This window comes from Tabrizicola sp. T74 (genome assembly GCF_057219935.1).
Genome location: NZ_JBXVVT010000001.1, coordinates 960,206 through 979,959, shown reverse-complemented (window position 1 = coordinate 979,959; position 19,754 = coordinate 960,206). Strand labels below are relative to the sequence as shown.

General features: G+C 66.6%; 21 protein-coding genes. 14 read left to right on the top strand and 7 right to left on the bottom strand.

All coding sequences use genetic code 11. The features are described from left to right. The first annotated feature begins 3 nt into the window (after window positions 1-3). Window positions 4-1,428 (top strand): gamma-aminobutyraldehyde dehydrogenase, encoded by a 1,425-nt coding sequence (locus AC2EAL_RS05135; protein WP_484723405.1) that lies wholly within the window; start codon window positions 4-6, stop codon window positions 1,426-1,428. A 70-nt stretch (window positions 1,429-1,498) separates the two neighbouring features. On the opposite strand, the gene AC2EAL_RS05130 is transcribed toward AC2EAL_RS05135, so the two are convergent. The 3 genes from AC2EAL_RS05130 to AC2EAL_RS05120 all read right to left on the bottom strand — a co-directional run bounded on the left by AC2EAL_RS05130 (window position 1,499) and on the right by AC2EAL_RS05120 (window position 3,388). Beyond that, window positions 1,499-1,993, bottom strand: a complete 495-nt coding sequence (locus AC2EAL_RS05130) for a DUF6869 domain-containing protein (protein WP_484723404.1) — start codon at window positions 1,991-1,993, stop codon at window positions 1,499-1,501. A gap of 107 nt (window positions 1,994-2,100) precedes the next feature. Continuing rightward, entirely contained in the window at window positions 2,101-2,409 is a 309-nt protein-coding gene (locus tag AC2EAL_RS05125; RefSeq protein ID WP_484723088.1) for a P-II family nitrogen regulator, read from the bottom strand. A gap of 1 nt (window position 2,410) precedes the next feature. Next, complete coding sequence (locus AC2EAL_RS05120; RefSeq protein WP_484723087.1) at window positions 2,411-3,388, bottom strand: sodium-dependent bicarbonate transport family permease; 978 nt, start codon at window positions 3,386-3,388, stop codon at window positions 2,411-2,413. A 114-nt stretch (window positions 3,389-3,502) separates the two neighbouring features. Here AC2EAL_RS05120 and mutL point away from each other — a divergent pair, with 114 nt between their 5' ends. From mutL to AC2EAL_RS05105, 3 genes are read left to right on the top strand one after another with little or no spacing between them, the layout of a single operon-like run. Further along, window positions 3,503-5,323, top strand: coding sequence for a DNA mismatch repair endonuclease MutL (gene mutL, locus AC2EAL_RS05115; RefSeq protein WP_484723086.1), 1,821 nt, complete (start codon window positions 3,503-3,505; stop codon window positions 5,321-5,323). Then, on the top strand, window positions 5,320-6,474 hold the full coding sequence (locus AC2EAL_RS05110) for a DNA recombination protein RmuC (protein WP_484723085.1): 1,155 nt from the start codon (window positions 5,320-5,322) through the stop codon (window positions 6,472-6,474). The genes mutL and AC2EAL_RS05110 overlap by 4 nt, the downstream gene beginning before the upstream one ends. After that, window positions 6,471-6,995 (top strand): HutD/Ves family protein, encoded by a 525-nt coding sequence (locus AC2EAL_RS05105; RefSeq protein ID WP_484723084.1) that lies wholly within the window; start codon window positions 6,471-6,473, stop codon window positions 6,993-6,995. The genes AC2EAL_RS05110 and AC2EAL_RS05105 overlap by 4 nt, the downstream gene beginning before the upstream one ends. Window positions 6,996-7,019: 24 nt before the next feature. Here AC2EAL_RS05105 and AC2EAL_RS05100 read toward each other — a convergent pair whose 3' ends face one another. Together AC2EAL_RS05100 and AC2EAL_RS05095 are read right to left on the bottom strand one after the other, a co-directional pair. Further along, the gene (locus AC2EAL_RS05100; protein WP_484723083.1) at window positions 7,020-7,667 is read right to left on the bottom strand and encodes a ChrR family anti-sigma-E factor; all 648 of its coding nucleotides are present in this window, start codon (window positions 7,665-7,667) and stop codon (window positions 7,020-7,022) included. Window positions 7,668-7,682: 15 nt separating this feature from the next. Then, entirely contained in the window at window positions 7,683-8,213 is a 531-nt protein-coding gene (locus tag AC2EAL_RS05095) for a sigma-70 family RNA polymerase sigma factor (protein ID WP_484723082.1), read from the bottom strand. Between the two features lie 354 nt (window positions 8,214-8,567). Here AC2EAL_RS05095 and AC2EAL_RS05090 point away from each other — a divergent pair, with 354 nt between their 5' ends. From AC2EAL_RS05090 to hpaH, 10 genes are all read left to right on the top strand, one after another. After that, window positions 8,568-9,863: an NAD(P)/FAD-dependent oxidoreductase gene (locus AC2EAL_RS05090; protein WP_484723081.1), complete on the top strand. Its 1,296-nt coding sequence runs from the start codon at window positions 8,568-8,570 to the stop codon at window positions 9,861-9,863. Continuing rightward, on the top strand, window positions 9,860-10,624 hold the full coding sequence (locus tag AC2EAL_RS05085; RefSeq protein ID WP_484723080.1) for a DUF1365 domain-containing protein: 765 nt from the start codon (window positions 9,860-9,862) through the stop codon (window positions 10,622-10,624). Before AC2EAL_RS05090 ends, AC2EAL_RS05085 begins: the two co-directional genes overlap by 4 nt. A 139-nt stretch (window positions 10,625-10,763) precedes the next feature. Beyond that, window positions 10,764-12,014, top strand: coding sequence for an MFS transporter (locus AC2EAL_RS05080; protein WP_484723079.1), 1,251 nt, complete (start codon window positions 10,764-10,766; stop codon window positions 12,012-12,014). Continuing rightward, window positions 12,011-12,598: a DUF3833 domain-containing protein gene (locus tag AC2EAL_RS05075; RefSeq protein ID WP_484723078.1), complete on the top strand. Its 588-nt coding sequence runs from the start codon at window positions 12,011-12,013 to the stop codon at window positions 12,596-12,598. The genes AC2EAL_RS05080 and AC2EAL_RS05075 overlap by 4 nt, the downstream gene beginning before the upstream one ends. Further along, window positions 12,595-13,335, top strand: a complete 741-nt coding sequence (locus AC2EAL_RS05070; RefSeq protein WP_484723077.1) for an SDR family NAD(P)-dependent oxidoreductase — start codon at window positions 12,595-12,597, stop codon at window positions 13,333-13,335. Before AC2EAL_RS05075 ends, AC2EAL_RS05070 begins: the two co-directional genes overlap by 4 nt. A gap of 63 nt (window positions 13,336-13,398) precedes the next feature. After that, window positions 13,399-13,803 (top strand): 5-carboxymethyl-2-hydroxymuconate Delta-isomerase, encoded by a 405-nt coding sequence (locus AC2EAL_RS05065; RefSeq protein WP_484723076.1) that lies wholly within the window; start codon window positions 13,399-13,401, stop codon window positions 13,801-13,803. After that, complete coding sequence (gene hpaE, locus AC2EAL_RS05060; RefSeq protein ID WP_484723075.1) at window positions 13,800-15,305, top strand: 5-carboxymethyl-2-hydroxymuconate semialdehyde dehydrogenase; 1,506 nt, start codon at window positions 13,800-13,802, stop codon at window positions 15,303-15,305. The genes AC2EAL_RS05065 and hpaE overlap by 4 nt, the downstream gene beginning before the upstream one ends. Window positions 15,306-15,307: 2 nt before the next feature. Beyond that, window positions 15,308-16,288 carry a 3,4-dihydroxyphenylacetate 2,3-dioxygenase gene (hpaD, locus tag AC2EAL_RS05055; protein WP_484723074.1) on the top strand — a complete coding sequence of 327 codons (981 nt, stop codon included), beginning with the start codon at window positions 15,308-15,310 and terminating at the stop codon, window positions 16,286-16,288. Continuing rightward, window positions 16,285-17,139 carry a fumarylacetoacetate hydrolase family protein gene (locus AC2EAL_RS05050; protein WP_484723073.1) on the top strand — a complete coding sequence of 285 codons (855 nt, stop codon included), beginning with the start codon at window positions 16,285-16,287 and terminating at the stop codon, window positions 17,137-17,139. The genes hpaD and AC2EAL_RS05050 overlap by 4 nt, the downstream gene beginning before the upstream one ends. Further along, window positions 17,136-17,936: a 2-oxo-hept-4-ene-1,7-dioate hydratase gene (gene hpaH / locus AC2EAL_RS05045; RefSeq protein WP_484723072.1), complete on the top strand. Its 801-nt coding sequence runs from the start codon at window positions 17,136-17,138 to the stop codon at window positions 17,934-17,936. The genes AC2EAL_RS05050 and hpaH overlap by 4 nt, the downstream gene beginning before the upstream one ends. On the opposite strand, the gene AC2EAL_RS05040 is transcribed toward hpaH, so the two are convergent. Together AC2EAL_RS05040 and AC2EAL_RS05035 are read right to left on the bottom strand one after the other, a co-directional pair. Next, the gene (locus tag AC2EAL_RS05040) at window positions 17,933-18,127 is read right to left on the bottom strand and encodes a DUF2783 domain-containing protein (protein WP_484723071.1); all 195 of its coding nucleotides are present in this window, start codon (window positions 18,125-18,127) and stop codon (window positions 17,933-17,935) included. The two genes, hpaH and AC2EAL_RS05040, sit on opposite strands and share 4 nt — an antisense overlap. A gap of 4 nt (window positions 18,128-18,131) precedes the next feature. Further along, the gene (locus tag AC2EAL_RS05035; protein WP_484723070.1) at window positions 18,132-19,748 is read right to left on the bottom strand and encodes an FAD-dependent oxidoreductase; all 1,617 of its coding nucleotides are present in this window, start codon (window positions 19,746-19,748) and stop codon (window positions 18,132-18,134) included. Window positions 19,749-19,754: the final 6 nt, after the last annotated feature.

The window sequence follows — 19,754 nt, the reverse complement described above, 5'->3', positions numbered from 1 at the left end:
ACGATCCAGACCAAATTCCTGATCGGGTCCGCCTTCGAGGCCGGGCAGGAGACGGCCGAACATATCCTCAATCCCCGCACCGGCGGGCTGATCCTGGAACTGCCCGAAGCCTCGACCGCGCAGGTCGACCGGTCGGTGGCCGCGGCGCGGAAGGCGTTCGAAGGTTGGTCGCGGACGACCCCTGCGGAACGCTCGGCGGCGCTGCTGACGATTGCCGACCGGATCGAGGCGGAGGCGGATGCCTTCGCCCAGCTGGAGGCCTTGAACTGCGGCAAGCCGATCAACGCCGCGCGGAATGACGAGATTCCGGCCATCGTGGACTGCTTCCGCTACTTCGCGGGGGCGGTGCGTTGCATGACGGGGACGGTGGCGGGGGAGTATCTCTCGGGCCATACCTCGATGATCCGGCGTGATCCGGTGGGGGTCGTGGCGTCGATTGCGCCCTGGAACTACCCGCTGATGATGATGGCCTGGAAGCTTGGCCCCGCCATTGGCGGCGGCAACACGGTGGTGTTCAAACCGTCCGAGCAGACGCCCCTGACCGCGCTGAAGCTGGCGCAGATCCTGGCCGATGTGCTGCCCGAAGGCGTGGTGAACGTCATAGCCGGGCGCGGGCAGACGGTGGGCAGCTACCTCATCAACCATCCGCAGGTGGACATGATCTCTCTGACCGGCGACGTGGCGACGGGGAAGAAGATGCTCGACGCCGCCGCCAAGACGGTGAAGCGCACGCATCTGGAACTGGGCGGCAAGGCGCCCGTGGTGGTCTTCGACGATGCCGATGTGGACGCGGTGGTCGAAGGCCTGCGCGCCTTTTCCTTCTACAACGCCGGACAGGACTGCACCGCCGCCTGCCGGGTCTATGCCGGGAAGAAGATCTACGACAACCTTGTCGCGGACCTCACCTCGGCGGCGTCGTCCATCGTTCTGGGGGCAGAGGACGACGCGACCAATGAAATCGGCCCGCTGATTTCGCAGCGCCAGCGCGACCGGGTGGCAAGCTTCGTCAACCGCGCGCGGGAGCTGAACCACGTCCAGATCACCACGGGCGGCGAGGCGATGGAGCAGGGCTTCTACTACAAGCCCACCGTCGTCGCCGGGGCCAAGCAGGACGACGAGATCGTCCGGCGCGAGGTCTTTGGGCCGGTGGTCTCGGTCACCCCGTTCTCGGACGTCGAGGATGCGGTGACCTGGGCCAACGACAGCGACTACGGGCTGGCGAGTTCAGTCTGGACCCGCGACGTCGGCCGCGCGATGGCGACGGCGGCGCGGCTCCGCTACGGCTGCACCTGGATCAACACCCACTTCATGCTGACCAACGAAATGCCGCATGGGGGCCTGAAGCAATCCGGCTACGGCAAGGACATGTCGGCTTACGCGCTGGAGGACTACACGGTGGTCCGGCATGTGATGGTGAAGCACGGCTGACCCCTCCTCGTTCGCCTTCGGCTCCTCGTCGGTTGGGTCCGGCGAGGAGTGACGAAGTCAGCGACGAGCGTTACAGGTCAGCGACCGGAACATCCGCGCCCTGATCCATGTCTGGGCCCGGCGCCCGGGCACGCAGCACTCGCTGCCACATGTCGCCCGCTGTGTCTTGCCCGCGCGGCCAGACACCAGATAGCAGGTAGCGAAATCGCGCACTTTCGCTCGCAAGTTCTTCGATCCTCTCGATCACATCAGGCCCATGATCGGCAATGATGTCTTCAAGAGACCCTGCCGCTATGCAGGACGCCTGAAACTGACTGAGTGGCTGTCGCGCCGCGCATACGATGCACTCCAGTGCGACGGTTGGCGCTTTGTGACACAGGAGGAACATCAGGTCCCAGACCCAGGTGACTTCCTGGTTCGGGTCGTCTTCCTTCTCCTCGACCGGATAGAAGGCCACGTAAAGCTTGCCGAGTTCTTCCGCGCTCAAGCGGAGGGGAAGGTCCGGTTCATTCTCGACTCGGCGAAAGTAAAGCGCGTCGTTGAGTAGCGCCTCCGGTATCATCATCAGCTTCACCTTGGCCTGCTACCAGGCCTCTTAACGAACCCCTAACGCCAACGCCCAACCCATTGATTCCGCGCGTCATCGCAAGCCCGCCCACCGTGGACAGCCCCTCAGAACCGCTCGGCCCGCAGCACCTCGGCATCGGTGACCCCGATCACCCCGATATGCCGCTCGACCACCGAATAGGCGGCCTCAAGGAGGGTATCCAGCCTTTCCGGCCGGATCAGGCAGACGACCGAGACCATGCCGGACCGGCCCACCTGCCCCTCGCGCGTCCAGCGGCCCGACCGGCCCGAGCCGCCCAGGACCGGCAGCACGGTGAACCCCGTCACGCCGGCCTTCTCCAAAGCGGCGGTGAGGCGGCTTTCCATCGGCGCCTCGATGATGATTTCCACCCGCTTTGCCTTGTGCGTCTGCATCTTATCCCCCCACAGCCTGCGCCACGGCCACCCAGGCCGGAATACCGATCACCAGATTGAACGGGAAGGTCACCCCCAGGGACAGCGTCAGGTAGATCGACGGATTGGCATCCGGCAAAGCCACCCGCATCGCGGCAGGGACGGCGATGTAACTGGCGGACCCCGCCAGCACCATCATCAGCGCGACGCCCCCCGTCGACAGCCCCAGCGCCAAACCGGCGCCCAACCCGAACATCGCCCCCACCACGGGCATGACAAGGCCGAAGGCCAGCGCCCCCATCGTCAGCACACCCTTCGCGTTCCGCATCCCCCGGCCCGCCACCAGACCCATGTCGAGGAGGAACAGGCACAGCACCCCCTGGAAGGGCGCGACGATGAAGGCCTCGATCCGCTGCATCCCGCCGTCCCCGGTGACGAGGCCGATCAGGAAGGACCCGACCAGCAGGACGATGGACCCGTTCAGCAGGATCTCGCGCCAGAGGTCGGCGTCCATCTTCTCGGCCCGGCCCCCTGACCGCGACGCGAGATACAAGGCCGAGATGATCGCCGGTGCCTCCATCGCGGCGGCGACGGCGACCATGTAGCCCTCGGCCACCAGCCCGGCCCCCTGCACGACGGAGGACCCGGTGACGAAGGTCACGATGGAAATCGACCCGTAATGCGCGGCGACGGCGGCGGCGTCGGTTGCGGACAAGCGGGTCATCACCTTCAGCATGGCAAAGGCCACGAATGGGATCAGGAAGGACAGCACCACCCCCGCGACCAGCGCGGCGATCAGGGTGCCGTCCAGACCGTGATCGGCCACCGCGACCCCGCCCTTGAAGCCGATGGCGAAGAGAAGGTAGATCGACATGCCCTTGGCCACCGCCTCGGGGATCGTCAGCTCGCTGCGGGCGAGGGCGGCGAAAAGACCCAGCGCAAAGCACAGGATCATCGGCGTCAGAAGATTGGCGCTGGCAAGCGCCAGGATGTCCTGCATGTCTGTCCCTCGTTTTGGGCCGATATGGCGCATGCAGCGAAAAGCGCAACCCCAGGCGAGCAAAGTCCTGTTTCGTTCTTCCCCGACTCGGGGGGGCCTGCTACAGATGGGGGCATGACACTTCACACCCCCAAGATAACGGGCGCCCAGGGCCGTCCGGTGATCCGGCAACTGGATGAGGCCGCGATCAACCGCATTGCGGCGGGCGAGGTGGTGGAGCGTCCCGCCAGCGCCGTGAAGGAACTGGTGGAGAATGCGCTCGACGCCGGGGCGGGGCGGGTTCAGGTGGACATCGCCGATGGCGGCAAGACGCTGATCCGGGTGACAGACGACGGCTGTGGCATGACGGCCGAGGACCTGCCCCTGGCCCTGTCCCGCCATGCGACGTCGAAGATCGACGGGTCGGATCTGCTGGACATCCGCAGCTTCGGCTTCCGAGGTGAGGCTTTGCCGTCCCTGGGGGCTGTGGGTCGACTGACGATTACCTCCCGCGCGGATGGCGACGCTGCACAGATCAGTTGCGAGGGGAGCCGGATGTCCCCGGTGCGTCCGGCGGCGCTGACGAGGGGCACGGTGGTGGAGCTGCGCGACCTGTTCTTCGCCACCCCGGCGCGGCTGAAATTCCTGCGGTCCGACCGGGCCGAGATGCAGGCCGTGACCGAGGTGATCCGCCGCCTGGCGATGGCCGAGCCGCAGGTGGGCTTTACCCTGCGCGACGTGACGGGGGGCGAGGCGCGGGTGCTGTTCCGCGCCGATCCGGCGAATGGCGACCTGTTCGACGCGCTGCAGTCGCGGCTGGCGTCGGTCATCGGGCGGGATTTCACTGACAACGCGCTGCGGATCGACGCCGAGCGTGAGGGGCTGCGGCTGCAAGGCTATGCCGCGCTGCCGACCTATTCGCGGGGGTCCTCGGCGCAGCAGTACCTGTTCGTCAATGGCCGCCCGGTCTTGGACCGGATGCTCTACGGCGCGCTGCGGGCGGCCTATTTCGACGTGTTGTCCCGCGACCGCCACCCGGCGGCAGTGCTGAATCTGATCGCCGACCCCCAGCGCGTCGACGTGAATGTGCATCCGGCGAAGGCAGAGGTGCGGTTCCGCGAACCCGATGCGGCGCGGTCTCTCATCATCACCGCGCTGAAATCGGCGCTGACCGGGGCGGGCCATCGTGCGTCTTCGACCGTTGGCGCGGCCACGCTTGGCGCCTTCCGGCCCGAGCCGCGCATCTACCAGATGGACCGGCCTAGCCAGCCGACCATTGCCCGCGCCTTCGCCTTCCAGTCCCCCGGCTTTGCCGAAGCCCCCCAGGCCCCCGCCTTCGCGCCGCCTGGCGAGGAGAAGGCGGAGCCGCACGACGAGCACCCCCTGGGCGCCGCCCGCGCACAGCTGCATGAGAACTACATCGTCGCCCAAACCGCGCGCGGCATAGTCATCGTCGACCAGCACGCCGCGCATGAACGGCTGGTCTATGAACGCCTGAAGCGCCAGATGGCCGAGACCGGCATCCGCGCCCAGGCGCTGCTGATTCCGGAAATCGTCGACCTCTCACCAATCGATGCCGCCCGCATTCTGGACGCCGCCCCCGCGCTGGCCGAGGTCGGGCTGGTGATCGAGCCTTTCGGCGGTAATGCAGTCGCCATCCGCGAAACCCCCGCCGTCCTTGGCCCGGTCAACGGCGCGGCGCTGGTCCGCGATATCCTTGATGAGCTCGCCGACAGCGGCGACAGCCAGCTGGTCCGTGCAAAGATCGATGCGATCCTCTCGCGCATGGCCTGCCACGGCTCCGTCCGCTCTGGCCGCCAGATGCGGCCCGAGGAGATGAACGCGCTTCTGCGCGAGATGGAGGCGACGCCCCTTTCCGGTCAGTGCAACCACGGGCGGCCCACCTATGTTGAACTGTCGCTCCATGACATCGAACGCCTGTTCGGCCGACGATGATTTCCCTCTTCGGCCAGACCTATGCCTGGAACGACCCTGAGGTGCTGATCCTCGGCGGCCTCGTCGCGGTGCTCCTCGGCTTCCTTATCCTGATCCTGCGCACGGCGGCGCGGTCGGCCCAAGCCGCCGAGCCGCTGGCGCGGGAAGTGGCCTGGCTGTCCAGCCGGATGCAGCAGATCGGTGATGGGCAGCAGCAACTGGCAGGGGGGCTACATCATGTCTCTGAGGCTCAGGCCGTCAGCCAGACTGCCATGCTGCAGGTGATGGAAACCCGGCTCGCCGAAGTGCAACGGCAGATGACCGAGGCTTTGCACGGCACCTCGACCCGGACAGCACGAAGCCTGGGTGAGTTGCTGCAGCGGCTGGAGACCATCGACAAGGCGCAGGCCAATATCGAGAAGCTGTCGGGGAACGTGTTGTCGTTGCAGGACATCCTGTCGAACAAGCAGACCCGCGGCGCGTTCGGGGAAATCCAGCTCAATGACATCGTGCAGAAGGCTCTGCCGAAGGACGCCTACACCATGCAGGCGACCCTGACGAACGGCCGCCGGGCGGACTGCCTGATCCACCTGCCGAACCCGCCCGGCCCCATCGTCATCGATGCCAAGTTCCCGCTGGAGGCCTATGAGGCGTTGCGTCGTGCCGACTCGCCCCGCCTGCAGCAGGAAGCCGCCCAGCTGATGCGCGCCGCCGTCCGTGCCCATATCCGGGCGATCAGCGAGAAATACATCCTGGAAGGCGAGACGGCGGACGGCGCGCTGATGTTCCTGCCCTCAGAAGCGGTCTACGCCGAACTGCACGCCAACTTCCCCGACCTGGTGCGCGAGGGCTTTGCAGCCAAGGTCTGGATCGTCTCGCCCACCACCTGCATGGCGACGCTGAACACGATGCGGGCGGTCTTGAAGGACGCAAGGATGCGGGAACAGGCGGGGGCGATCCGCAAGGAACTGGCGCTCCTCTACGCCGACGTCGAACGGCTGGGCACCCGGGTCGAAAGCCTGGACCGCCACTTCGGCCAGGCGGCGAAGGACATCGAGGACATCAAGATTTCTTCCGACAAGGCCACCCGCCGCGCCCGCAGGCTGGACAACTTCGACTTCGAGGAACTGGCCCCCGACGATCCCGTCCGCGTGATCGGGGCGGCCGAGTGATCCACCTCACCCCTGCCGACTACACCCGACAGCCCTGGAAGAACGGGCGCGGGACGACGACCGAGTTGTGGCGGCTGGAGCGGGACGGGCAGCTGCTGGTGCGTCTGTCCCGCGCGGCGGTGGTCGAGGACGGGCCGTTCTCGCTGTTTCCGGGGATCGAGCGGAACCTGACAGTGCTGTCCGGCCCCGGGTTCCGGCTGACCGGGGGCGGGATCGACCTTCGGTGCGAGCCTCTCGTCCCGGTGGCCTTCCCCGGCGATGTCGAGGTGACCGCCACGGAAACCAATGACCAGCAGTCCGATGATTTCAACGTGATGACGGCGCGGAGCCTGCCGAAGCCGCAGGTCTTCGTGGCGCAGAACGACAGCCTGCCGGCGGGCGGGACGCTGGCGCTTTACGCGCTTGGCCCTTGTCTGGTGAACGGGCGCGGCGTGAACCGCGACGACCTGATCCTGACCGAGGGACCGGCCCGTCTGCAGGGCGACTGGCCGGTGATCGCCGTCCGGTTACACGGCCTGTAGGCCGGGCTTCAGACCGGCACCCGGTCAGATCCGCAAAAGCGGCTGCGCCAGGCGCGGGATCAGCCCGCGGAACCGCAGCGGGGCGTCCGTGGCCGCCAGGCAGATGCAGTCCTCACCGGCCAAAGCGACGGGAGTATGCTCCATCTCTTCATCCGCGATCTCGATGTCACCACGGTTGAAACGGTCGTTCTCGTCGGCAAAGGCGCCCTGCAGGACCAGCGTCAGCTCCATCCCGCGGTGGCCGTGGTCCGGCACCGCCGTCCCCGCCGGGATGTAAAGCAGCCGAACCGAGGCATCCTTGGCCGTCGGCAGGATCGCCTGCTTGACCCCACCGCCAACCTTGCGCCAGCGGACCGAGGACAGATCGCCCCCGATGTAGTCGGCCAGCGGAGCCGGGAAGATGCCCGCCGGTTTCAAGGGCTCGGACCGCGTCGCCTGCGACAGGCCTTCGATCCGGGCCAGCGCCTTGGCCAGGGCATCCTCGCCCAGCGCGATTTCCTCGGCCTCTTCCAGAAGCGTGCCGCCCACGGCGTCGTAGGACGCGGCCCGCGCCCGGCACTCGTCGCAGAGCGACACATGCGTCGCCACGACCAGGTTGAACGCCTCGGGCAGCTGACCGGCCGCATAGGCCATCAGAAGCTGATCCGAAAGGTGGTGGCGTATCGTCGTCATGTCCGTACCAAGTCCTTAACCCATGTGATGGCGCAGCTTGTCCAGCGCCAGCCGTATCCGTGATTTGATCGTCCCCAGGGGAAGCCCCGTCTCGGCGGCGATCTCGCTGTGCGAGAGGTCGCCGTAGAAGGCGCGTTCGATCAGTGTCCTCTGTGGTGCAGGCAGTGCCGCAAGGGCGCGCCCCAACCGTTCCGTCTCTTGCTGGGCTTCCATCACCTCGGCCTGATCAGGCTCGGGCTCGGGACCCCAATCCAACTCTTCCGGCTCGGCCCGGCGCGCCTTCCTCAGCGCGTCGATCCTCCGGTTGCGGGCGATGGTATAAACCCAGGTCGCCACGCTGGCCCGCGCGGGGTCGAAGAGATGCGCCTTCTGCCAGAGCGTCGCCATGACGTCCTGCGCGCATTCCTCGGCCAGCGCGGCCCCGGCGCCCGACTTCATCAGGAAGGCCTTCACCCGCGGGGCAAAGTGCCGGAAGAGCGCCGCAAAAGCCGCCCGGTCCTGATGGTCGCGCACCTTCACCAGAAGGGCCGCCCAGTCTGTCTCCATCTCTGTCGTCGCCAACGACCCAACCCTTTTCTGGCGCGAACCGGTCTTTTCACCCATGCCCAGCGGCACAGGCGACAAGCCCTGCTCCGTCATAACGGCTCTGCTGGCGTCAAGCATCATATGGCTTCTACGCCCGCAACCCGAAGTCGGATCATTTTTCAGCGATCTGGCGCGGGCCAGCAACAAGTCAAGAATTCATGTCAACTTTGTTTGACAGATTTCCCGGCTTGAGTGCGTATAGGGAACCTGACACGAAACTTTCTGCGGTGCCTTTCCGTATGCACAGCACAGGGTGATCCGATCGGGCGCCCGCTGCGTAACCGTGTGAAACCAACCCAGGGAAGTCCTACCCAAATGCCCTTCGAAAAGTTCGGCCCCACCCCCCGTCGCATCGCCGTCATCGGGGGGGGCATTTCCGGCATGGCCGCTGCCCACCTTCTGGCCGACCGGAACCCTGTCGTCCTGTTCGAAGCCGAGCCGCGGCTGGGCGGTCATGCCCGGACGGTGATCGCGGGCAAGCGGAAGGACCAGCCGGTGGATACCGGGTTCATCGTCTTCAACCGGGTCAACTACCCGAACCTGGTGCGGCTGTTCGAAAAGCTGGGCGTGCCGACAACGGAAAGCACAATGTCCTTTGGCGCCTCGATCCGTGGCGGGGCCATCGAATACGGGCTTGCCTCGATGGACACGATCTTTGCCCAGCGCCGCAATGCCTTCAACCCGCGCTTCCTGCGGATGCTGACCGACATCCTGCACTTCAACCGCAACGCCGAGGCGGTGGCGAGTGATGCTGCCATGACCATCGGCGAGCTTCTCGGCCGCCTGGGCACCGGCAGCTATTTCCGCGACCACTACATCACCCCGTTCTCGGGCGCGATCTGGTCGACGCCGACTTCGGGCATCCTGAACTTTCCGGCGCAGGCGCTGGTCCGTTTCTTCCGCAACCATGCGCTGATGGACTACGACGGCCAGCACCAGTGGTACACCGTGCAGGGCGGATCGGTGGAGTATGTCCGGCGTCTGCAGGCGGCGATGACTGCGCAGGGCGTCGACATCCGCACCGGGACGCCCGTCGCCAGCGTCCGGCGCGAGGCGGGGTCGGTCTTCGTCCGCACTGTCGGCGGAGAGCCTGAACTCTTCGACGATGTGGTCTTCGCCACGCACTCCGACATCACGCTGAAGCTTCTCTCCGACGGCACGCCCGAGGAAACCAGTGCCCTCTCAGCGATCCGCTATCAGCCGAACGAGGCGGTGCTGCATTCCGACGCGAGCCTCATGCCGAAGTCGCGCAAGGTCTGGTCATCCTGGTCCTATGTCGAACCCAAGTCCGGCCCGGGTGACCGGATCGATCTGACCTACTGGATGAACTCCTTGCAGCCGATCCCTCAGGACGACCCGATGTTCGTGACGCTGAACACCACGCGGCCGATCCGCGAGGACCTGATCCACGACGTGAACACCTTCCACCACCCGGTCTTCGACGTCGCCGCCTTCGCCGCACAAGACCGCCTGCGCGCGATGAACGGGGCCCGCAACACCTGGTTCTGCGGCGCCTGGATGCGGAACGGCTTCCACGAGGACGGCTTCGCCTCGGCGGTGGACGTGGTCCAGGCGATGGCCGAGCGCCAGGCCTTCCGGCTGGCCGCATGACCGCCAAGCCGAATACGGGGGTGCAGCGCATCCCGGCCGAGACGTTCCACGGCCGCAAGGGCGCAGTGAAGAACGCCTTCCGCTATTCGGTGGACTACCTGCTCTTGGACCCGTTGAAGGCGAAGGGTCCCGCGCTCTTTTCGCGGAACGCAAGGAACCTGATGTCGGTCCACGACGCCGACCATGGCGGCGCGCCGGGTCAGGGGACGGGCACCCAATGGGCACGCGAGGTCCTCGCCCAGCACAACCTTGCGCACGACCGCATCCTCCTCCTCGCCCAGCCGCGCCTTCTGGGCCACGTGTTCAACCCGGTCTCGTTCTGGCTCGCCTACGACCACCTCGGCCACCTCCGCGCTGTGATCGCGGAAGTCACCAACACCTATGGCGATCGGCATTCCTACCTGTGCCACCGCGAGGACCGTGCGCCCATCACGCGTGAGGACACGATCCAGGCGCAGAAGATCTTCCACGTCTCGCCGTTTCAGCCGGTGGCCGGGACCTACACTTTCCGCTTCGACATCCGGCCTGACCGGATCGGCATCTGGATCGACTACACCACGCCCGGTGGCGGGCTTTTCACCAACCTGATCGGCCCGCGCCAACCGCTGACCAACGCCGGGATCATCGCATCGGCCCTCCGCCGCCCCTTCGGCTCGCGCCGGGTGCTGGCGCTGATACACTGGCAGGCGCTGAAGCTTTGGGCCAAGAAGGTCAAGTTCCACAACCGCCCTGCACCCCCCGCCGAAGACGTCACCCGATGACCCGCAGCTTCGGGAAAACATTGCGTCTTTCCCTTCGCCAAATATCCCCGCCGGAGGCTTCCCGAGCGGTTCCGCGTCCTTCACGCAGAACCGCGAGACAAAAGGCTTGCGCGGAACGCGCTCAATTCAATAGCCGCCGATGACCAACCGCCTCCCCGCCTGGTCGCTCTTCGCCGCTCTGATCGCGATGGCCGGGCTGCCGATCTACATACACGCGCCGAAGTTCTACGTCGACAGCTATGGCACCTCTCTCGCCACGATGGGCCTGACGCTCGCCGCGCTCCGCCTGATCGACGTCGTCCAGGACCCCCTCCTCGGCTGGCTGGCCGAGGCGACGCGGCCCCGCCGTCGCCTGACCATCGCCATTGCCACCACTCTGATGGCCGCCGCGCTTTACGCGCTTTTCGCCGTCACGCCGCCCACGGCACCGCTCCTCTGGTTCGCCCTCACGCTCACCGTCCTCTTTTCGGCCTTCTCCTACCTCACCATCTGCTTCTATGCGGAAGGGGTGACCAAGGCGCAGACGCTCGGGCCCCAGGGCCACATCCGCCTGGCCGGCTGGCGCGAGGGCGGCTCGCTCCTCGGCGTCTGCTTGGCCGCGACCGCCCCTGTCGCCCTTGCGCCCTTGACCGACACCCCCTTCACCGCCTTCGCGCTGGTCTTCGCCGCAGTGGCGCTTCTCGCCACCCTTGCCATGCGGCGCGAGTGGCTGGGCACCCCGGCGGAACAGGTCGCCCATCCCTGGGACCTGTTCCGCCCGGCCCTTGCCGACCCCCTTGCGCGCCGCCTCCTCCTCATCGCGCTTCTGAACGCCGCGCCGGTCGCCGTCACCTCGACCCTGTTCCTGTTCTTCGTCGAATCCCGCCTCGCGCTCCCCGGCTGGGAAGGTCCGCTCCTCCTCCTCTTCTTCCTCGCCGCCGCCGCCTCCACGCCACTCTGGAGCCTCCTCGCCCGCCGCCACGGCCCGAAACCCACCCTCCTCGTCGCCATGACCTTGGCCATCGCCAGTTTCCTTTGGACCCTCACCCTTGGATCGGGCGACCTGATCGCCTTCGCGCTGATCTGTGCGGCCTCGGGGGCGACCCTCGGCGCTGACCTCACCCTTCTTCCCGCGATCTTCGCCCAGCGCCTGGCCCAGACCGGCACGCCCGAGGCCGCAGCCTTCGGGCTTTGGTCCTTCGTCTCCAAGCTTTCTCTCGCCCTTGCCGCCCTGACGATCCTTCCCGCGCTGCAGGCGGCAGGCTTTCAGACCGGCGGGCAGAACACGGAATCGGCCCTTCGGACGCTGACATTGATCTACGCAGGGCTTCCTTGCGTATTGAAGGTCATAGCAATCGCACTTCTGGCCCGAACCACCCTCGCCATGCCCCTCAAGGACGCCCCAAGATGACCTCGATCCTCTCCGCCCTGATCGGAGCGCTGATCGTCATCGCCCTGATCGCGCTGCGCACCCGCTTCGCCTCTTTCGCGGCGCAGGCCCCGTCCGACTACGCGGGCAAAGGGCCCGCCTTCGACCTGCGCCAACACCTGTCCGGCCCCCTAACCTGCGAGGGCGTGATCTTCGGCCCCACGGGCCGCGTCACCTCGCGCTTTGTGGCCGACATGCAGGGCACCTGGGACGGCACGACCGGCACCCTGGCCGAGGTCTTCCGCTATGACAGCGGCACCGTCCAGCACCGCGCCTGGACGCTGGAGCTTGGCCCGAACGGGCAGATCACCGCCACCGCCGCCGATGTCGAAGGCAAGGGGACGGGCCGGGTCGAAGGCCCCGGCGTCCTCCTCCGCTACCGCATCCGCCTGACGCCCGAGGCCGGAGGGCATGTGCTGGACGTGACCGACTGGATGTACCTTCTGGAAAACGGCGCGATCATGAACCGGTCGCAGTTCCGCAAGTTCGGGATCAAGGTGGCGGAACTTGTCGCCACGATCCGCCCCGTTGCCACTGAGGCGCGCCAGTTGGCCGCCGCGGAATGAGAGACTTCAAGGGCAAGCGCTACTGGCTCGTCGGCGCGTCGGAGGGTCTGGGCCTGGCACTTGCCCAGAAGCTGAGCGCTGCGGGGGCTGAGTTGGTGCTGTCGGCCCGTAGCGAAGACAGCCTGAAAGCCGCTGCCGCAAGTCTGTCCGGCCCGGCAACCGTGTTGCCGATGGATGTCAGCTCCTCTGACAGCGTGCAGGCCGCCGCTGCGCAGCTGCCCCAGTTGGACGGGATGGTCTTCCTGGCCGGCGTCTACTGGCCAATGCGGGCGCAGGATTGGGACGCCAAGGCTGCCGAGGCGATGGCCGACATCAACTTCACCGGGCTTGTCCGCGTGCTGGGCGTGGCGCTGCCGCCGATGACCGCCCGCGACCGGGGTCACATCGTCATCACCGGCTCGCTCTCTGGCTTCCGGGGCCTGCCCGGGGCCATCGGCTATGCCGCCTCGAAGGCAGGGACCATGGTGCTGGCGGAATCGCTTTATGCCGACCTGCGCAAGTCCGGCGTCACGGTGCAACTGGCCAACCCCGGCTTCATCCGCACCCGGCTGACCGCGAAGAACGATTTCACCATGCCCTTCATCATGGACCCCGAGGCCGCCGCCGACATCATGTTCCGCCACATGGCATCGGGCGGCTTCAAGATCAGCTTCCCGACCGTCTTCAGCTGGCTGTTCCGGGGCGGGAACTTCCTGCCGGACTGGCTGTACTACCGGATCTTCCCGCCGCGCGGCTGACCCGCTCTCCCCATTGTCCGGTTGACACGCTGGGCAAAGATACTTCACAAAGCAAGTAAGGGGATGGAGGATGTCTTGCCGCATATCCAGATCGACTATTCTCCCAATCTCGAAAGCAGGCTGGATATCGCGGGCCTGTGTCTGGTGCTTCGGGATGCCGCCGTCGCCACGGGGATCTTGCCCCTCGCCGGCATCCGGGTCCGCGCCACTGCCTGCACCCATGTCTTGATCGCCGACGGCAATCCGGACCACGCCTTCCTTGACATCTCGCTTCGCCTGCGCGGTGGTCGCAGCGCCGAGGCCAAGGCGCAAGCCACCGCCCGGATCTTCGCGGCAGCAGAGGCCTATTGCGCGAAGGTGCTGGAAACCTCCTCCTTCATGCTGTCCTTTGAGATGCGCGACATCGACCCCGAGCTTTCACCCAAAACCTCCTCGATCCGCCGCTACCTGCCGGGAGAAACCCAGTGACCGACCTTGCCACCCATCTGGCGAAACTTGACGGACATCTGGCCCGGTACCGGGGCAAGGGCATCCTGAACCTGATCGCCGGGCAGGACGTGGCGGGGGCGGAGTGGTTCGAAACGCACTCACCGGTCGACGAAAGCCTGATCGCCCGCGTGGCGCTGGGGACGGCAGAGACGTTGGACCAGGCGGCAAAGGCGGCAAAGGCGGCGTTTCCGGCCTGGGCGGCGCTGGCGGGGGACAAGCGCAAGGCGATCCTCCACCGCATCGCCGACCTGATCGAGGCGCGGGCCGAGGAGATTGCGCTCTGCGAATGCTGGGACACGGGGCAAGCCTGGCGCTTCATGTCCAAGGCGGCGTTGCGGGGGGCGGAGAACTTCCGCTTCTTCGCCGACCTTGCGCCGGGCGCGCGGGATGGGAAAAGCCTGCCGACGAAGGATCACCTGAACGTCACCAGCCGACATCCCATCGGGCCGGTGGGGGTCATCACCCCCTGGAACACCCCCTTCATGCTGTCGACCTGGAAGATCGCCCCGGCTTTGGCGGCGGGCTGCACGGTCGTCCACAAACCGGCGGAGTTCTCGCCCCTGACCGCTCGCCTGCTGGCCGAGATCTGCCATGAGGCAGGCCTCCCCCCCGGGGTCTTGAACCTGGTGAACGGGATGGGCGAGGGCGCGGGGAAGGCGCTGACGGAACACCCGGACATCAAGGCCATCGCCTTCGTGGGCGAAAGCCGGACCGGAAGCATGATCATGAAGCAGGGCGCCGACACGCTTAAGCGGGTGCACTTTGAACTCGGCGGCAAGAACCCGGTGATCGTGTTCGATGACGCCGATTTCGACCGCGCTCTGGATGCGGTGATCTTCATGATCTACTCGCTGAACGGCGAACGCTGCACGTCGTCTTCGCGCCTGCTGGTGCAGGACAGCATCGCGGAGCGGTTCCATCAGGCGCTGATCCAGCGCGTGAACGCGATCAAGGTCGGGCATCCCCTGGACCCGGCAACCGAGGTCGGGCCGCTGATCCACCGGACGCATTTCGACAAGGTCACGTCTTACGTGGGCATCGGGCAGGAGGACGGGGCGACCCTCGCCGCAGGCGGCTCGCGGGTCGGCGACACCGGCTGGTTCATCCGCCCGACCCTCTTCACCGACGCCCGGTCCGACATGCGCATCGCGCAGGAAGAGGTGTTCGGGCCGTTCCTGACCTCGATCCGCTTCAAGGACGAAGACGAGGCCCTGCGCATCGCCAATGACGTGGCCTATGGGCTGACCGGATACCTTTGGACCAACGACCTGACCCGTGCGCTGCGTTTCAGCGAAAGGCTGGAGGCTGGCATGATCTGGGTGAACAGCGAAAACGTCCGTCACCTGCCCACCCCCTTCGGCGGGATGAAGGCCAGCGGCATCGGGCGCGATGGCGGGGACTGGTCGTTCGAGTTCTACATGGAACAGAAGAACGTGGCCTTCGCCTTGGGCCACCACAAGATCCAGCGCCTGGGAGCCTGACAGTGCCGATCCCCGCCCCGAACCTGGCCCCGCCCTTCAACATCGTCCGCCTCAGCCATGTCGAACTGAAGGTCACCGACCTCGCCTGGAGCCGGGCCTACTACGTCGATACCCTGGGCCTGCAGGTGACGCATGAGGACACCTCGACAATCTATCTGAGAGCGATGGAGGAGCGGGGGCATCACTGCATGATCCTGCGGCAGTCGCCGGAGGCGTCGGTGGGGGTGCTGGGCTTCAAGGTCTGGTCCGAAGACGACCTCGACCGCGCGGCGCATTGGTTCAAGGCGCGGGACTTGCCGGTCGCGTGGATAGAACGGCCCTTCATGGGCCGGGTCCTTGCCACCCGCGACCCCTGGGGCGTGCCGCTGGAGTTCTACGCGAAGATGGACCGCCTGCCGCCGATCCACCAGCAGTACAAGCTGTACCGGGGGGTCAAGCCGCTGCGGATCGACCATTTCAACCTGTTCTCTTCCAACGTGGACAAGGCGGTCGAGTTCTACGGCGACATGGGGTTCCGCGTGACGGAATACACCGCCGATGAGGAGACCGGCCGCACCTGGGCCGCCTGGATGCACCGCAAGGGCGGCGTCCACGACATCGCCTTCACCAACGGCACCGGCCCGCGCCTGCACCACACGGCGTTCTGGGTGCCGACGCCGCTGAACATCATCGACCTTCTCGACCTGATGTCCACCACCGGCTACCTGTCCTGCGTCGAACGCGGCCCGGGGCGGCACGGCATTTCCAACGCCTTCTTCCTGTACATCCGCGACAAGGACGGGCATCGGACGGAAATCTACTGTAGCGACTACCAGACCTGCGACCCGGACCTGGAGCCGATCAAATGGGACCTGAAGGACCCGCAGCGCCAGACCCTCTGGGGCTCGCCCGCCCCGCGCAGCTGGTTCGAATTGGGCTCGGTCTTCGACGGGGCCACGCTGGCAGACAGCGACCTGAAAGCAACCCCGATCGTCGCGCCATGAACCTGGTCACCTTCACCGCAAATGGCCAGCAGCACTGGGGCGTCACCGCTATCGGCGGTGTTCTGGCGCTGTCGACGGAGTTTCCTCAATGGCGCACCCTGCGCGGCGTGATCGAGGCGGGGGCGATCCCGCAGGTGCTGGAGGCGGGGCAGGGCCGTGCGGCCAATCACCCGGACGGCAGCTTCACCTGGGACATCCCGATCCCGGACCCGGAAAAGATCATCTGCGTCGGCGTGAACTTCCCCGACCGCAATGCCGAGTACAAGGACGGCCAGGACGCGCCACCGTTCATGTCCCTCTTCCCCCGTTTCCCCCGCAGCTTCAGCGGCCATGGGCAGCCACTGATCCGCCCGCCCGAGTCCCCGCAACTCGACTACGAAGGCGAGATCGCCGTCATCATCGGCAAAGGCGGCCGCCGCATCCCTGAGGGCGAGGCCCTGTCCCATATCGCCGCCCTGACGCTCTGCAACGAAGGCACGATCCGCGACTGGGTGCGGCATGCGAAGTTCAACGTGACCCAGGGCAAGAACTGGGACCGGTCCGGCGCGATGGGTCCCTGGGCCGTGCCTTTCACCGACCCCGCGCAGATCACCGACGTGGCACTGGAGACTCGGGTGAACGGAGAGCTTCGGCAAAGCGACCGCACCGGGCGGATGCTGTTCCCCGTCGCGCGGCAGATCACCTATATCTCGACCTTCACCACGCTCGTCCCCGGCGACATCATCGTCACCGGCACGCCCACCGGGGCTGGCGCACGGTTCGACCCGCCCATCTGGCTGCAGCCCGGCGATGTGGTGGAAATCTCCGCCGAAGGGATCGGCACGCTGCGGAACGGGGTGGCCGACGAATGACCCCTGACCAGATCACCGCCGCCGCCGAGATACTGTTTCAGGCCGAGAAGACGGGCACGCAGTGTGGTCTTCTGTCGCTCGCCTATCCGGACATGACGCTGGACGACGCCTATGCCGTGCAAGCGGCGTTGGTGGCCCGGAAGAAGGCCGAGGGGCGCAAGGTCATCGGCTGGAAGATCGGCCTGACCAGCCGCGCGATGCAGCAGGCGCTGAACATCACCACTCCTGACAGCGGCGTCCTGCTGGACGACATGCTGTTCGCCGACGGCGCGACCGTGCCCAAGGGCCGCTTCATCCAGCCAAGGATCGAAGCCGAGATCGCCTTCGTGATGAAGGCCCCGCTGCAAGGCCGCCATGTCACCCGCGACGACGTGCTGGCCGCGACCGGCCATGTCGCGCCAAGCCTGGAAATCCTCGACACCCGCATCCTGCGCGCCGATCCGGCCAGCGGAAAGGCACGGATCATCACCGACACGATCAGCGACAATGCCGCCAACGCCGGGATCGTCCTTGGCCGCCAGCGCCATGCCGTAGACGCCTTCGACCTGCGCTGGGTCGGGGCCATCGTGGCCCGTGACGGGGTGGTGGAAGAAACCGGCCTTGGCGCGGGCGTGTTGAACGACCCGGTCACCGGCATCCTCTGGCTCGCGCACCGGCTGGCCGATTATGGGATGGGCATCGCGGCGGGCGAGGTCCTCTTGTCCGGCAGCTTCATCCGACCCATCGAGGCTCCACCGGGCAGCCGCTTCCATGCCGACTTCGGCGCGTTCGGCAGCGTCTCGCTAAGCTTCGCCTAGGCCGCCTCGGGGTCCCGCGCCAGCCGCATCGCCTGGGCCAGCACGGCATGGTCGCCGATGTGGTTCATCAGGATCAGGATCAGCCGGGCGTTCAGGGCATGGCTTTCGGCCTCGCTCAACCCCTCATGCGTGGCGATCAGCGTCGCATAGCTTTCGTCTGGCCGGGTCAGGTTGGGGGTGGTGGTCAGCATCGGCTCACTCCTTTCCGATGGCGCGGCCCAGAGCAGTGGCGACTGCGGCCTCGTCATAGCGATCCCAGCGCGCGGCGACATGCTGGTCGGGACGGATCAGGTAGACCGCGCCTAGGGCATTGCCCAGATAGCGGGCGGTGATCTCCGCCGTCGGCTCCAGCGCTAGCCGGGGGACGGTCAGGCCATGCGCCGTGAGGCGCTCCGGCGCCTCGGCATTGATGGTCAGCAGAGTGAAGCCCCGCCCCAGATGTTGCAGCAACCAACCGCCCCCAACCGGCGAATCGGGGCAAGGCGAACCTGGCCGCGTGCGGGGCGGCATGTTCGGATGATCCGGCCCGTTCAGCGCCGAGCCGTCATAGGTGCAGGGCACCGACAACCGCCCTGAGTTCACCACGGTCCGAGCAAAGGGCAGGTGTTCGGCCAGCGTCAGGACGGCATTGCGGAACAGCTTCGACACCGGCGTCTTCGGCGTGATGAAATCCGTCGCGCGGGTGGAGTTCAGGATGTTCTCATCCGCGCCATGCACCCGTTCGGCGTCATAGCTGTCGAGGAGGCTCTCCGGCGCCGTTCCGTCCAGCACCAGCGCCAGCTTCCAGGCCAGGTTGTCCACGTCCTGGATGCCCGAATTCGCCCCGCGCGCGCCGAAGGGCGAAACCTGGTGGGCCGAATCCCCTGCAAACAGCACCCGGCCATGGCGGAAATTCTCCATCCGGCGGCACTGGAAGGTGTAGATCGAACACCAGTCGAGCTCATACTCCACATCCGGCCCCAGCATCGCATCCACCCGCTTGCGGATGTTGGCCGGTTCCAGCTCTTTTGCGCGGTCGATGTTCCAGCCGAGCTGGAAATCAATGCGCCAGATGTCGTCGGGCTGCTTGTGCAACAGCGCCGAGTCGCCCGATTTGAAATGCGGCTCGAACCAGAACCAGCGTTCGGTGGGGAAACTGGCCTTCATCTTCACGTCGGCGATCAGGAAGTTGTCCTCGAACACCCGGCCGTCAAAGGACAGACCCAGCATTCCGCGCAAGGGGCTGCGGGCGCCGTCGCAGGCGATCAGCCAGTCGGCCTGCAGCTTGTACGGCCCATCCGGAGTCATGATGTCCAGCGTCACGTGGTCGGCCGCCGGGGTGACGGCATCGACGCGGTTCTGTCCCCGCAATTCGATGGGGGCACCCTCGGCCTGGGCCTGAACGATGGCGTCGTGCAGGAACTTCTCGAACCAGGGCTGCTGCAGGTTGATGAAGGCGGGGAAGGCATGGCCGCCCTCGGGCAGCAGGTTGAACTCGTACAAAAGGCGGTCGTCGTGGAACACCTTGCCGACGTTCCACTGCACGCCCTTCTGCAGCATCGGCCCCGCCGCGCCCAGCCGATCGCAGATTTCCAGCGTGCGCTTGGCAAAGCACAGGGCCCGGCTGCCCAGCCCCGCGCCCTCGTGGTCATCGAGCAGCACGACCGGCACTCCGCGACGGCCCAGGTCCAGCGCCGTGGCCAGACCGATTGGCCCCCCGCCCACGATCACCACCTTGCGGCGCACCGGGGTGGCCGCGTCCTGATCGGGCGACTTTGCGTAAGGGTAGAGGCGGAAGGCCACCGCGTAGCGTTCCGGAACCAGCGCTGTCATGACGTC